This is a genomic window from Roseovarius marisflavi (assembly GCF_900142625.1).
In the GTDB taxonomy this organism is placed as follows: domain Bacteria; phylum Pseudomonadota; class Alphaproteobacteria; order Rhodobacterales; family Rhodobacteraceae; genus Roseovarius; species Roseovarius marisflavi.
The window spans coordinates 30,970-43,281 of record NZ_FRBN01000012.1; the positions used below are offsets into that span (position 1 = coordinate 30,970).

Below are 12,312 nucleotides of genomic sequence, written 5' to 3' on the forward strand. Positions count from 1 at the left end.
CAACACAGATGTTTGGCCGCCGGTATGACCGGCGGCCAGAACCGTGCCTGTGCTCAGTCGTCCTGCTCGGCTAGAAAGCGTTCGGCGTCAAGCGCGGCCATACAGCCCATGCCGGCGCTTGTGACGGCCTGACGGTAAATATGGTCGGTCAGATCGCCAGCGGCGAAAACGCCGGGCACGCTGGTGCGGGTGCTGCCCGGTTCGACCTTGACGTAGCCGCCGTTGTGAAGCTCAAGCGTATCGGTCACAAGTTCGCTTGCGGGCGCGTGGCCGATGGCGATGAACACGCCCTTGCAGGGGATTTCGGTGATCTCGCCGGTGTCGACATGGCGCACGCGCACCCCTTCGACGCCCTTGGGGTTGTCGGTGCCGGTGACCTCGTCCAGCGTGTGATGCCAGAGGGTTTCGATCTTGGGGTTCTTGAAAAGCCGGTCCTGAAGGATTTTTTCAGCGCGCAATTCGTCGCGGCGGTGGATCAGGGTCACCTTGGAGGCGAAATTGGTCAGGAAAAGCGCTTCTTCCACGGCGGTGTTGCCGCCGCCGATCACGACAATCTCCTGGCCGCGATAAAAGAACCCGTCGCAGGTGGCACAGGCCGAAACGCCAAAGCCCTTGAACGCCTCTTCACTGGGCAGACCAAGCCACTTGGCGCGCGCGCCGGTCGACAGGATCACCGCATCGGCGGTATAGACCGTGCCGCTGTCGCCGCGCGCGGTAAAGGGGCGGGACTTGATATCAAGCTCTGTGATGATATCGCCGATGATTTCGCATCCCATGGCCTTGGCGTGGGCCTCCATCCGAAGCATCAGGTCGGGGCCCTGCACCTCGGTGTCGCCGGGCCAGTTTTCAACCTCGGTCGTGGTGGTCAGCTGGCCGCCCGGCTCGATGCCCTGGACAAGGATCGGTTCCAACATCGCGCGGCTGGCATAAACGCCGGCGGTATAGCCAGCGGGGCCAGATCCGATGATAAGGCATTTGGTGTGACGGGTTTCGGACATGGGATATCTCTTTGATGTGCGGTTGCAATTCGGTTGGCCAAAGATATAGCGGCGCCTTGCCCGGCATGTAACCCCTTGCAACCCGGCTTTGCCGTTCCATGTCCATCCGGGCGTGCTGGGGAAATGATCTTGCGCAAGTGCGAAACATTATTGCGCGTGCCCGTCGGCGTGGTATAACAATCGCGAAGTCTGAGGGGGATGTAACATGGCGGTTTCCCGTCTTGATCCGATTGATCGCAAAATACTGGCAGAGTTGCAGGCGGACGGTCGCATGACCAATGTCGAGCTGGCCAAACGCGTCGGTATTTCCGCGCCACCCTGCCTGCGCCGGGTGCGCACGCTGGAAGAATCGGGATACATTCGCGGCTATCACGCCGAGGTGGACGCCCGTGAACTTGGCTTCGAGGTTCAGGTGTTTGCCATGGTCGGTCTGCAAAGTCAGGCCGAGGCCGATCTGAGCGCGTTTGAAACCCGCTGTCGCAACTGGCCGCTTGTGCGCGAATGTCACATGCTCAACGGCGAGGTGGATTTCATCCTCAAATGCGTCGCCCCCGATCTAAGCACCTTTCAGCGCTTTTTGACCGAGGAACTGACTGCCGCCGACAACGTGGCAAGCGTCAAGACATCGCTTGTCATTCGTGTCGCCAAGGATGATCCGGGCGTGCCGTTCGATATCCTCGAGGCGCGGCTGACACAGTCGGCCTAGGCGATTTCCAATCCTTCGGGCGATGACAGCGGCAGGCGCAGATGCGCCATGGTGCCAAATTGGTGCGGCTCGCGGATGTGCGGGAACAATCCCATAAACAGCCGGAGCATATTCGGCCCAAGCGTGCGCTCGAACCCCGGCGCGGGATGAAAACTTTCGGCTTCAAGCCCGTTTGCGATGATCGTGGCATGACGGCGCAGGCAGAGGTGATAGAAACTCACCGGGCGCTGTGGGCGGATCTCGATCGCTTGAACGCCATCGGCAAGGTTGCGCGCGGGCGTCAGCACATGATCACCGCCGATATTGGCCCGCATATTGCGCGGACGGGTCAGGATACGCGCGCCGGGCCCGGCCAGAAAATCCGCCATCGGGCGACCAATTCCAAAAGCATCAGCCATGATCCGTGTCAGGATTGTCGGCTCAAACCCCTGAGCGTCATGGGCCGGGGCAAGGGTCATGGAACCGATCCACATCACCGGCATCGGCCCGTGTTCTGCGGTCACAAGCCTGGTGCCGGGGGTCAGATCCTCAATCGCTACGGGGCCGCGCGTTGTGGTGATCAACGTGCCGCGCGCAAAGGCGGAAAATGCGGATTCAAACAGAGGCAGGGCGGGGCCGACCTGTTCGTCCTGCATGATCTGACCATCATCGTCCTGCCAGGATCTGCGGTACTTGCGCATCATCATGGCCTCGCGCCCGGGGGCGGCAGCACTACGATTTGGTATGCGGGAAATGGCAGGGTTTTGCGCGGGTTGCGCGGTCCAGCGGGGAATAGTCATGTTGTGTCACCATACTTGGGTCGTCACAACCGCGTCGGCCCCCACCGACAACGACAGAAGGACAAGTTCTGTTTGCGTTATGGTAAGAATATGCCGCGCGCCGCCAATTTGGGTCAAGTTTTTGGGGATATTGTTCCGGTTCTGCGGGCAATCACAGGACTGCGCGGGTTTTGTTGCGCGTTCGGTTTCAGGTTTGCCACATTCCGGGCGAATGGCCCCCGAATCGTAGGGCGCATCACAAAAGGCCACCCACTGGAAACGGGCGGCCTTTGAGTTGTAATCAGTTACTGAGCTACTGAACTGAAGTGACGCAGACCATGACGGCCTATGCGGATTTCACGGCCGCAGGCAAAGACACAAGGCGAGCGCGCTTGGTGGTCTGCCGGATGCTGCGGTGAAAGGGCAGGGTCGGGGCCTGTTGTCTGCTGTTGTCCACGACCGATTTCAACCATCGTTTTTTCATTGATCTCTCCTCGGGTAGTCTTTTGGCGCTTGGGCGCATTGTTTCGTTATCAGCAACTATGCCCCCGGTTTGGGGCCAAGTTTTGGCAGGGATAAAGAAAACCGAAAAAACCTGAGACTTTTTCAACGGACCCTCTGGGGATGGTTTGAATTTTAATTAAGATGTTGAAGAATTGTGGAAAAAATAGATTTTATGTGGTCAATACCGAGGTGTTCTTCGGATTGTTTCCGTTAAATGCGGCGAAAATCTGCGCGCCCGCGCCTAGGTGCTGCCCCAATCAGAGCCGGATCACCGAAATCAGCCGCCCATAATCGGCCTCGCCTGCATGGGTGGTGCGGCGATAGGAATAAAACCGGTCAGGATCGCCATAGGTGCAATGACGGGTCCATTCGGCCTGTCCCACCCCGGCGCTGCGCAGCCGGTGCAAGCCATAGGCGGGCAGGTCGAATTGATAATGACCATTCAGCCCATTGGCGAAAAACCGGCTGTTCTGCGGGTCTTCGATCATGAAGGTCTCAAGAAACTCCGGGCCGACCTCATAGGCGGCCTGGCTGATCGAGGGGCCGATGACGGCGCAGATATCCTCGCGGTTGGCGCCGAGCGCCTCCATCGCGTCAATCGTGGCCTCAAGCACACCATCAAGCGCCCCGCGCCATCCGGCATGGGCGGCCCCGATGACGCCCGCGTTGGCATCGCCAAACAAAACCGGCTGGCAATCGGCGGTCAGCACCGAGAGCGCAAGCCCCGGTGTCGCCGTGACCAGGGCATCGGCGCGCGGGCTCTCGGCCATTGGGCCGGTCACGGGGAACACATCGGCGGAATGGACCTGATGCACGCCAAGCATCTTGTCGGGTGCGACCTGCATCGCCTCGGCCACGCGGGCGCGGTTGATGCTGACGATCTCGGATTGGTCCGACGATCCGGCACCACAGTTCAGCCCGGCAAAAACACCCGAAGACGCGCCGCCGCGCCGGGTAAAGAACCCGTGGCGAAAATCAGACAGGCTATCGGCGGTCAGGATTTCGAGCGTCATGTTTCAAGTCCCGGTGGCGGGCTGGCGGATTTTGGGAAAAGCCCCAGCACTTTAAAGAGCGTCCCCATTTCCGTTGCATGGGTCAAGCGCCGATGTGCCGCGATGTGATTTTCCAGCGCCTCACCCTGAAGATTGCGGGCAAGCGCCTGCGCCCGCTGGGTAATGCCGAGACGTTCCAAAAACACGCCCTGAGGCGTCAGGCGGGTATGTGCGGCGGGGACGGCGGATTTGGCCAAAGCCTCGAAATCCACATGCGCGGTCAGGTCGGCATTGCCCGGATTGGCCAGCGGATCCGTGGCGGCATGGCCCTCAAGCGCCTGAAACGTATCGCCAAGCGAACGCCAGTCGCCATAATCAATGACCAGGGCTGCGCCTCCGTGGGCGTCGATGCGCGCGCCGATCACGGCGATGCTGGCCTCTGCGGGGGCGCAGGTCTCAACCACATCGCCGGGTTTCGTATCGGCCAGCCGATGCGCAAGCTGTGGCAAAGCGGCCGGCCCGCCAAGACCGACGGCAAGCTGGCCTTCTTTCAGCCCGATCAAACGCTCGCGCCAGCCGTCGCCATCGCGCTCGAACTGGCAGATCGGCAGGGCGTCGAAGAATTCGTTCGCGACAAGGTAAAGCGGCAGAGACGGCAGGGTGTCAGCGCGCTCGTGAAAGGTAATGTCGGGCCGGGCAATCGTCTTGCTCTGGATATCGCGCAGGGTCGGCGAGGTCTCGATAAGGTGAAGCTGTGCGGCGTCGTGAAACCCCGGCACGCCCTTGGTGGCGCGCAGGATATCGGCCATCAAGGTGCCGCGCCCCGGCCCGGCCTCGGCCAGGGCAATGCGCGCGGGCGCGCCCTGATCCAGCCAGCATTGCGCAAGGCAAAGGCCGATCAGCTCGCCAAACATCTGGCTGATCTCCGGTGCGGTAATGAAATCGCCGCCCGCGCCAAACGGATCGCGGGTGGCATAATAGCCATGCTCGGGATGCATCAGGCAGGTGGCCATGTAATCGGCCAGCGTGATCGGCCCGCCCTCGCTTATCCGGGCAATCAGGTGGTCACGCAGCCTGCTCATGCAGGGCGAGACCGTTTCGCCCAGGCGACCATGGCCAAGCCAAAGGCGATCATCGGCAGCGACAGCAATTGCCCCATGCTGAGACCAAAGGCGCCCATTTGCAGCGCATAGCCCATGGGGTTGTCGGGGGTGATGAACTGCGCATCGGCCTGACGGAAGAACTCAACGATAAAGCGCGACACGCCGTAGCCGGCGAAAAACAGGCCGGTGATCCGGCCGCGTTCTTTCAGGGCACCCCGGCGATAGGCCAGAAAGACAAGCACCGCGCCAAGGATAAGCCCCTCAAGCGCCGCCTCGTAGAGTTGCGAGGGATGGCGCGCGCAAATCCCGATCACATCCGGGCAATCCTGTGCCGCTGCGCCGGGAAAGGCCACGCCCCAGGGCAGGCTGGTCGGGCGACCCCACAGCTCTGCGTTGATGAAATTGGCGATCCGGCCGAGCAAAAGGCCAATCGGCGCCACCATGCAAAGCGCATCGCCCACCGAAAGCCGGGCAAGGCCCTGGCGTTGGCAATAAAGAAGACAGGCCGTCACAACCCCCAAAAGCCCGCCGTGAAACGACATGCCCCCTTGCCAGACCTGAAGAATCTGAAGCGGGTTTTGCAGGTAATAGGCAGGTTGATAGAACAGCACGAAGCCAAGCCGCCCGCCAAGGATCACGCCAAGGATCACCCAGGTCAAAAGGTCCTCGACCTGACGCGGGGTCATCGGGGCGCTGTTCTTGGGCCAAAGATGCGGGCGCTTGACGCTGGCCACCACAAGCCGCCAGCCCAGAAGGATACCGACGATATAAGACAGCGCATACCAGCGCAGCGCGAATTCCATCCCGAAGAGGGAGAGGGTGAAAATCTCGGGCGAGATATCGGGGAAGGGGATCATGGCCTGCATATGCGTCTCTGTGCCTCTGGTCGCTGGGGGAAGTCAACCTTGTGATGCGCGCGTTTTGGCCCATATAAGGGGGGAAGTGTAACGCCGGAGAGACCCATGCAAACCCGTAACAAAGTGCTCGATGATATTTCACAACTGATGACCAACGCCATGGGCGTGGCGCAGGGTGCCAGGACCGAGGCCGAAACCGCGATGAAATCCATGATCGACCGCTGGCTTGCGGATCGCGATTTTGTCACCCGCGAAGAATTCGACGCCGTCCGCGCCATGGCGCAAAAGGCCCGTGAAGAGAACGAAGTGCTCAAGGCGCGGCTTGATGCGATGGAGGCGGCGGGCAAGTAATCGCCCTGCTCTTGGATTGCTGATCGAGACGGGAAAAGGTTGCCAACCCCGGTGAGTGTGAGACTAACTCAGACGTCCATAAAAGGTCATCCGCGCGTTTTCGGATAGCTCTACGCCGACCTCGGAATTATAGGCCAAAACCGCGAGCATCCGGGTCTTGTCGCTCTCATTGGGCGTGACACGGTGCATTGAGTTGCGTCCGCGGAACAGCACCAGAGTGCCCGGCTCCATCGTCAGAACCCTAGGTTGCAGAGTGCCTTGCAGCACAGCGTCGACACCGTCGTAATTCATCTCATTCGCATCTGCATCCCGCAGGCCTTTGACATATTCGAAACGGCTTCCTGCATCGGGCTTTTGGATCAGAAGGGTGATGGCGAAGGACGAGTTGTCAAAATGCCAGCCAAGTTCCTGACCCCGGTTGGCATAGTGAATGTTGATGGAAGACAGCGGATCAGCGTAGGGGTGCAGTTCGGTCTGGCCGGTCACGCGGGCCACGAAATCTCTGAATGTCCGGTCGTCATAAAGCGTGCGAAGCGGCGATGTCGCCGCAACCACATCGTCGCAGATGCAGCCTTTGGACGAGACAACCTTGCGGTTTGCGGGGTGATCTTCGGGATAGGCCGGATCATCCGGGGTGAGATAAACCGAGTGGCTCTGGGCGCAAAAATAGGCCTCTTCCTGCTTGGCTTTGCTTTCCGCCAAAATGGCGGCGAGGGCGGCGGGGCGAATGAAATTCTCAAGGACCAGAACGCCCTCGTCATCAAGAATGGCGTCGCATCTGGTGCCAAACCCGGCTTGGGCAAGCGGATGAGTGTCGAGGTCGATAATGTCTTCGATGCGCATCATGTTTGATCCGTGTGAAATGGGCGTTGGTGTATCATGGTCGATTTTTCCGCCAGTTTGGAGAATAAAAGCCAATGTTTGTTTGGCAGGGCGATTGTGTGCAACAGGGGGGGGCGATCCTGCTCTCCGTTGTGGCCAATTCGATTTCATCCACAACTTATTGTGGTTATCCCCAACAAATGGCTTTACAGCTTGCCCGAAAGGTCGCACCATATCTTGTATTGGCGGCGGGAATAGCCCCCGTCGATAGAGCAGGCACCTAGCGCTTGGGGTGCATCGCGATCCCCGCGCTATAGCAAATGAGGTGGCGCAATGGCCCTTTCCGAGCAGTTCTTGCAGGACGACATTCACCCGATTGATATCGTCGAACATATCGCCGAGCATCACGACTGGGATTTCGACCGGATCGGTGACGATCAGATCGCAATGGCCGTCGAGGGCCAGTGGCGCACCTATTCGATCACGCTGGCCTGGTCGGGCTATGACGAGACCCTGCGCCTTGTCTGTACCTTCGAGATGGAGCCGCCAGAGCATAAACTGCCGGTGCTCTACGAGATGCTGAACGACGTCAACGATGAGTGCTGGGCCGGGGCGTTCACCTGGTGGGGCGAGCATAAGCTGATGGTCTATCGCTATGGTCTGGTGCTGGCGGGTGGGCAGGATGCCTGCCCCGAGCAGATCGACACGATGATCAACGCCGCCGTAATGAGCGCCGAGCGCTATTACCCGGCATTCCAGCTTGCGATCTGGGGCGATAAATCCCCCAAAGATGCCATGCAGGTCGCCATTGCAGAGGCCTATGGTCGCGCGTAACACTTACCCCGCAATGTGATGAACGGAGCGGGGAAGACGCGATGAATATGGATTATGTGGCCGAAAAAGGTCTGGTTTTGCTGGGTTGTGGCAAGATGGGTGGTGCCATGCTGCAAGGCTGGCTGGCGCAGGGATTGCCGCCTGCTTCGGTGTCGGTGATTGATCCCAACCCGTCGGACTGGCTGCGCGGCACCGGGGTTGGCATCAACGGTGATCTGCCCGAAAATCCCGCCATCGTTCTGATCGCTGTCAAACCGCAAATGATGGGCGAGGCTCTTCCGGCATTGGCGGCGATGGGCAATGGCACGACGCTGTTTGTGTCGGTCGCGGCCGGTACGCCGATTGCCGCCTTCGAGGCGGCGCTGGGTGCAGAGAGCCCGATTGTGCGCGCCATGCCCAACACCCCCGCCGCCGTGGGCCGGGGCATCACTGCAATTATCGGCAACGCCCATGCAAGTGCGGCGCAGGTCGATCTGGCTGAGATGCTGTTGCGCGCCGTCGGTCAGGTCGTGCGGCTAGACACCGAAGATCAGATGGATGCGGTCACCGGCGTCTCGGGCTCTGGTCCGGCCTATGTGTTTCACATGATCGAATGCCTGGCAGCGGCCGGCGAGGCGCAGGGGCTTGCCCCGGCGCTTGCCATGCAGCTTGCACAGGCGACGGTGGCCGGGGCCGGTGCCTTGGCCGAGGCCGCCGATGAAACCCCGGCGCAATTGCGGGTCAATGTCACAAGCCCCAATGGCACCACGCAGGCCGGTCTTGCGGTGCTGATGGACGAGGAAACCGGCCTGCCGCCGCTGATGCGCAAGACGGTTGCGGCGGCGGCGGATCGCTCGCGGGAGCTTGGGCAATGACCGAGATCACGTTTGACGATTTCCTCAAGGTCGATATCCGCGTTGGCCGCGTCACCCATGCCGAGGCTTTTCCCGAGGCGCGCAGGCCCGCAATCAAGCTCTGGGTCGATTTCGGGCCCGAGATTGGTGAAAAGAAAAGCAGCGCGCAGATCACCGCGCATTATGATCCGGAAACACTTGTCGGGCGTCAGGTGATGGCGGTGGTCAACTTTCCGCCGCGCCAGATCGGCAAGTTCATGTCGGAAATCCTTGTTCTCGGCCTGTCCGATAGCATTGGCGAAATCGTTCTGATAAGCCCCGATAAAGATGTGAAAATCGGAGAGAGACTGCATTGAAACGTGTCCTTTTGACCCGGCCATTGCCGGATAGCGTGGTTGAGGCCGCGCGCACCCATTTCGAAGTCGAGTTGCGCGACGATCCCGCCCCGCTCAAGCTTGGCCAGATGCGCGGCGCATTGGCGCTTTATGACGGGGTGTTGCCGACGCTTGGCGATATGTTCTCGGCGGATGTGTTCGCCGATGCAGAGAATTCGCGCTGTAAAATTCTAGCGAATTTCGGGGTTGGGTATAACCATATCGATGCGGCTGCGGCGCGGGCGGCAGGGATCAGTGTGACCAATACGCCGGGTGCCGTGACCGATGCCACCGCCGATATCGCGATGACCCTGATCCTGATGAGCGCGCGGCGCGCGGGCGAAGGCGAGCGGATGGTGCGGGCGGGCAAATGGCCCGGCTGGAACCCGACGCAGATGCTTGGGATGCATGTCTCTGGCAAGACCGTGGGCATTATCGGTATGGGCCGGATCGGTCAGGCGATTGCGCAGCGCTGTCACTTTGGCTTTGGCATGGATGTGATCTATTACAACCGCTCGCCGAAACCGATGGAGTTTCCTTCGCGTCAGGTCGAGAGCCTTGAGGCATTGGCGGCCGAGGCCGATATCGTGGTGGTGGCCGTGCCGGGCGGCGCCGAGACTCATCATATCGTCGGCAGCTCGGTGTTCGAGGCGATGAAGCCGGGCGGGCATTTCATCAATATCGCGCGTGGCGATGTGGTGGATGAGGCCGCGCTTATCGCGGCGCTGCAGGCGGGCGGCATCGCGGGTGCGGGGCTTGACGTCTATGAAAAAGAGCCGATTGTGCCCGAGGCTCTCAAGGCGATGGAGAATGTCACGCTCTTGCCGCATCTCGGCACCGCCGCGCTTGAGGTGCGAGAGGCGATGGGCCTTATGGCGGTGGAAAACCTGCGCGCGTTCTTTGCCGGTGAAACGCCGCCCAATCTTGTAAATTAGGGCAGAGCCCCGGCCATAGACCGGCACGCCCGGTGGCTGGCCGGGGATTTGAGTATTTATGCCAAGAAGAAGGGGAGTTTCGTGCCTCTTCATCGGTGTGCCGTGGTGTCATCCTTGACGTCGGGGGATGCATGGGCTGATCTGGCGGGAACGCGGAGGAGAAAATCATGTATCAACCGGCCATAACGGGATCGGGTGTCTTTACCCCGTCCGAGGTGATCACCAATGACGAATTGGTCGTGGCCTTCAATGCCTATGCCGAGGCGTTCAATGCGCAAAATGCCGAGGCCATCGCGGCCGGCGAGGTTGAGGCAAAGGCACCATCATCGAGTGAATTCATCCTTGGGGCCTCTGGGATCGAGCAGCGCTATGTGATGGATAAATCCGGCGTGCTGGACCCGGCGGTCATGCACCCCAATTTGCGCCAACGCAGCGATGACGAGCCGGGGATCATGGCGGAAATGGCGGTTGATGCCTGTGCCAAGGCCCTTGCACAGGCCGGGCGGCGTGCGGATGAGGTTGATCTGGTGATCTGTGCCGCGAGCAACCACGAGCGGGCCTATCCTGCGATTGCGATTGAAATTCAACAGCTTCTGGGCGCGGGTGGCTTTGCCTTTGACATGAATGTCGCCTGTTCCTCGGCAACCTTCGGCATTCAGGCGGCGGCGGATATGATCCGGGCGGGATCGGTGCGCCGTGCGCTTGTGGTGAACCCTGAGATCTGTTCGGGGCATCTTGAGTGGCGCGACCGGGATTGCCATTTCATTTTCGGCGATGTGTGCACGGCCGTGTTGATCGAGCGCGCAGAAGATGCGATGGGCGCGCATTTCGTGATCCGGTCAACCCGCTGCGTCACGCAGTTTTCCAACAATATCCGCAACAATAACGGGTTTTTGCGCCGCAACCGGCCGGATGGCATGGCGGATCGGCGCGACATGCAGTTCATGCAGGAGGGCCGCAAGGTCTTCAAGGAGGTGCTGCCGATGGTCTCGGCGCATATCCTCGATCATCTTGCGAGCGACGGGGTGACGGCGGATGATCTGCGGCGGCTCTGGTTGCATCAGGCCAACAAGACGATGAATGATTTTATCGGCAAAAAGGTGCTTGGCCGGGTGGCGGAGCCGGGTGAACAGCCCAATATCCTTCAGGATTACGCCAATACCTCGTCGGCGGGATCAATCATCGCGTTCTCCAAATGTTCCGACGATCTGGCGCCGGGGGACCGGGGGCTTATCTGTTCGTTCGGGGCGGGCTATTCGGTCGGGTCGGTTTTGGTCGAGCGGGCCTGAGCCAGAGGGTTTGCCAAGGCGCAGTCGGTTTTAATTTGCAAATGACTTTCCGGGACAAAGCGATTAAGGGGAAGCATCTGTTGGGTTCCCCTGATTTTCCGGGGGTCGGAGCTGAGGAAGAAGCGTATGTCGAAGATGGGAAGTTATCTCAAGAAGCACACCGAGGCCCTGGTCAAGGATGTTGGGATTGAGGCGGCGTGCAAGCTTACCGGCAAGTCGAAGGCGACGCTGGGGCGGTATTATTCCGATCACGATGAACATGCAGACCGCTTCATGCCCGTCGATGCCGTGATGGCGCTTGAAGAGGCGGCCAGCTATCCCCATGTGACCGGCGCCCTGGCCGAGTTGCAGGGGATCGGCCTTACCTTTGACGGCAAGCGCCGCAACACCAAGGAACGCGCGAATGTGAACAGCGATGTGATCGTTCTGTCGCAGCGCTTTGCGCTTTTGATGGCTGAATATCAGCAATCCATCGAGGATGGCGTGATCACGATCAACGAGGCCAAGCGGCTTTTGCGCGAAACATCGCAGCTCCAGCAGGTGTTGATCGACATGAAGCTACACCTCGAAGAAGAGGCGATCTGAGCCTAGCCCAGGATCAGATCCGCGGCCTGCTGCGCAAGCAGCATCACCGAGGCGCGGAACTCGGGTAGAACCAGAGCGGCCAGAAACCCGACGTGCAGCACGGCAATCGCATTCAGCGAGGTGCGAAACGGCTCTTTGCGGGTTTTGTGGCGAAAGATTCCCTGTCCGGTCTTGGCCCCCAGTGATCCGCCAATCAGGCAGAGCGTCAGAAGCGTGCTTTCGGGCAGCCGCCAGCGACGCTCGATCGCACACCGCTTATCCCACCAGAACAGGCCAAGCGTCAGCACATTGAGGATCACAAGATAGGTGAGAACAAGCACGAGAGGGGTCATAAGGTAATACAGGTGTCCGTCGCTGGCCGTTGGCCGGTA

General features: G+C 60.3%; 16 protein-coding genes. 8 read left to right on the forward strand and 8 right to left on the reverse strand.

What is annotated here, in order from left to right; genetic code table 11:
- Positions 1-53: 53 nt before the first annotated feature.
- Entirely contained in the window at positions 54-998 is a 945-nt protein-coding gene (gene trxB / locus BUB78_RS11685; RefSeq protein ID WP_073198277.1) for a thioredoxin-disulfide reductase, read from the reverse strand.
- Positions 999-1,203: 205 nt separating this feature from the next.
- On the opposite strand from trxB, the gene BUB78_RS11690 reads away from it, so the two are divergent.
- A complete protein-coding gene (locus BUB78_RS11690; RefSeq protein WP_073198278.1) occupies positions 1,204-1,704 on the forward strand; it encodes an Lrp/AsnC family transcriptional regulator in 501 nt (166 codons plus the stop codon).
- Here BUB78_RS11690 and BUB78_RS11695 read toward each other — a convergent pair.
- The 5 genes from BUB78_RS11695 to lgt all read right to left on the reverse strand — a co-directional run bounded on the left by BUB78_RS11695 (position 1,701) and on the right by lgt (position 5,927).
- Positions 1,701-2,483, reverse strand: coding sequence for a Hint domain-containing protein (locus tag BUB78_RS11695; RefSeq protein WP_073198279.1), 783 nt, complete (start codon positions 2,481-2,483; stop codon positions 1,701-1,703). The two genes, BUB78_RS11690 and BUB78_RS11695, sit on opposite strands and share 4 nt — an antisense overlap.
- A gap of 325 nt (positions 2,484-2,808) precedes the next feature.
- Complete coding sequence (locus BUB78_RS20700; RefSeq protein WP_170865059.1) at positions 2,809-2,946, reverse strand: hypothetical protein; 138 nt, start codon at positions 2,944-2,946, stop codon at positions 2,809-2,811.
- A 277-nt stretch (positions 2,947-3,223) separates the two neighbouring features.
- Positions 3,224-3,979, reverse strand: coding sequence for a peptidoglycan editing factor PgeF (gene pgeF, locus BUB78_RS11705; RefSeq protein ID WP_073198281.1), 756 nt, complete (start codon positions 3,977-3,979; stop codon positions 3,224-3,226).
- Positions 3,976-5,040, reverse strand: coding sequence for a class I SAM-dependent methyltransferase (locus tag BUB78_RS11710; protein WP_073198282.1), 1,065 nt, complete (start codon positions 5,038-5,040; stop codon positions 3,976-3,978). The genes pgeF and BUB78_RS11710 overlap by 4 nt, the downstream gene beginning before the upstream one ends.
- Positions 5,037-5,927, reverse strand: a complete 891-nt coding sequence (gene lgt, locus BUB78_RS11715) for a prolipoprotein diacylglyceryl transferase (RefSeq protein ID WP_073198283.1) — start codon at positions 5,925-5,927, stop codon at positions 5,037-5,039. The genes BUB78_RS11710 and lgt overlap by 4 nt, the downstream gene beginning before the upstream one ends.
- 96 nt (positions 5,928-6,023) lie before the next feature.
- On the opposite strand from lgt, the gene BUB78_RS11720 reads away from it, so the two are divergent.
- On the forward strand, positions 6,024-6,269 hold the full coding sequence (locus tag BUB78_RS11720) for an accessory factor UbiK family protein (RefSeq protein WP_073198284.1): 246 nt from the start codon (positions 6,024-6,026) through the stop codon (positions 6,267-6,269).
- Between the two features lie 63 nt (positions 6,270-6,332).
- Here the strand turns inward: BUB78_RS11720 and BUB78_RS11725 are convergent, their stop codons facing one another.
- A complete protein-coding gene (locus BUB78_RS11725) occupies positions 6,333-7,115 on the reverse strand; it encodes a HalD/BesD family halogenase (protein WP_073198285.1) in 783 nt (260 codons plus the stop codon).
- A gap of 309 nt (positions 7,116-7,424) precedes the next feature.
- On the opposite strand from BUB78_RS11725, the gene BUB78_RS11730 reads away from it, so the two are divergent.
- The 6 genes from BUB78_RS11730 (at position 7,425) to BUB78_RS11755 (ending at position 11,941) form a co-directional block, all read left to right on the forward strand.
- Complete coding sequence (locus tag BUB78_RS11730; RefSeq protein WP_073198286.1) at positions 7,425-7,925, forward strand: type III secretion system chaperone family protein; 501 nt, start codon at positions 7,425-7,427, stop codon at positions 7,923-7,925.
- A 41-nt stretch (positions 7,926-7,966) separates the two neighbouring features.
- Positions 7,967-8,779 carry a pyrroline-5-carboxylate reductase gene (gene proC / locus BUB78_RS11735; RefSeq protein WP_073198287.1) on the forward strand — a complete coding sequence of 271 codons (813 nt, stop codon included), beginning with the start codon at positions 7,967-7,969 and terminating at the stop codon, positions 8,777-8,779.
- Positions 8,776-9,114 carry a tRNA-binding protein gene (locus BUB78_RS11740; protein WP_073198288.1) on the forward strand — a complete coding sequence of 113 codons (339 nt, stop codon included), beginning with the start codon at positions 8,776-8,778 and terminating at the stop codon, positions 9,112-9,114. The genes proC and BUB78_RS11740 overlap by 4 nt, the downstream gene beginning before the upstream one ends.
- Positions 9,111-10,067 (forward strand): 2-hydroxyacid dehydrogenase, encoded by a 957-nt coding sequence (locus BUB78_RS11745; RefSeq protein WP_073198289.1) that lies wholly within the window; start codon positions 9,111-9,113, stop codon positions 10,065-10,067. Before BUB78_RS11740 ends, BUB78_RS11745 begins: the two co-directional genes overlap by 4 nt.
- Before the next feature lie 167 nt (positions 10,068-10,234).
- Entirely contained in the window at positions 10,235-11,356 is a 1,122-nt protein-coding gene (locus BUB78_RS11750) for a beta-ketoacyl-ACP synthase III (RefSeq protein ID WP_073198290.1), read from the forward strand.
- Positions 11,357-11,482: 126 nt separating this feature from the next.
- Entirely contained in the window at positions 11,483-11,941 is a 459-nt protein-coding gene (locus tag BUB78_RS11755; protein ID WP_073198291.1) for a phage regulatory CII family protein, read from the forward strand.
- 2 nt (positions 11,942-11,943) lie between these two features.
- On the opposite strand, the gene BUB78_RS11760 is transcribed toward BUB78_RS11755, so the two are convergent.
- The gene (locus BUB78_RS11760) at positions 11,944-12,273 is read right to left on the reverse strand and encodes a DUF1294 domain-containing protein (RefSeq protein WP_073198292.1); all 330 of its coding nucleotides are present in this window, start codon (positions 12,271-12,273) and stop codon (positions 11,944-11,946) included.
- Positions 12,274-12,312 lie beyond the last annotated feature (39 nt).

Bases quoted from the DNA above. Each gene is read 5' to 3' on its own strand.
- trxB (WP_073198277.1), bottom strand. From the start codon at position 998: ATGTCCGAAACCCGTCACACCAAATGCCTTATCATCGGATCTGGCCCC.
- BUB78_RS11690 (WP_073198278.1), top strand. From the start codon at position 1,204: ATGGCGGTTTCCCGTCTTGATCCGATTGATCGCAAAATACTGGCAGAG.
- BUB78_RS11695 (WP_073198279.1), bottom strand. From the start codon at position 2,483: ATGACTATTCCCCGCTGGACCGCGCAACCCGCGCAAAACCCTGCCATT.
- BUB78_RS20700 (WP_170865059.1), bottom strand. From the start codon at position 2,946: ATGAAAAAACGATGGTTGAAATCGGTCGTGGACAACAGCAGACAACAG.
- pgeF (WP_073198281.1), bottom strand. From the start codon at position 3,979: ATGACGCTCGAAATCCTGACCGCCGATAGCCTGTCTGATTTTCGCCAC.
- BUB78_RS11710 (WP_073198282.1), bottom strand. From the start codon at position 5,040: ATGAGCAGGCTGCGTGACCACCTGATTGCCCGGATAAGCGAGGGCGGG.
- lgt (WP_073198283.1), bottom strand. From the start codon at position 5,927: ATGCAGGCCATGATCCCCTTCCCCGATATCTCGCCCGAGATTTTCACC.
- BUB78_RS11720 (WP_073198284.1), top strand. From the start codon at position 6,024: ATGCAAACCCGTAACAAAGTGCTCGATGATATTTCACAACTGATGACC.
- BUB78_RS11725 (WP_073198285.1), bottom strand. From the start codon at position 7,115: ATGATGCGCATCGAAGACATTATCGACCTCGACACTCATCCGCTTGCC.
- BUB78_RS11730 (WP_073198286.1), top strand. From the start codon at position 7,425: ATGGCCCTTTCCGAGCAGTTCTTGCAGGACGACATTCACCCGATTGAT.
- proC (WP_073198287.1), top strand. From the start codon at position 7,967: ATGAATATGGATTATGTGGCCGAAAAAGGTCTGGTTTTGCTGGGTTGT.
- BUB78_RS11740 (WP_073198288.1), top strand. From the start codon at position 8,776: ATGACCGAGATCACGTTTGACGATTTCCTCAAGGTCGATATCCGCGTT.
- BUB78_RS11750 (WP_073198290.1), top strand. From the start codon at position 10,235: ATGTATCAACCGGCCATAACGGGATCGGGTGTCTTTACCCCGTCCGAG.
- BUB78_RS11755 (WP_073198291.1), top strand. From the start codon at position 11,483: ATGTCGAAGATGGGAAGTTATCTCAAGAAGCACACCGAGGCCCTGGTC.
- BUB78_RS11760 (WP_073198292.1), bottom strand. From the start codon at position 12,273: ATGACCCCTCTCGTGCTTGTTCTCACCTATCTTGTGATCCTCAATGTG.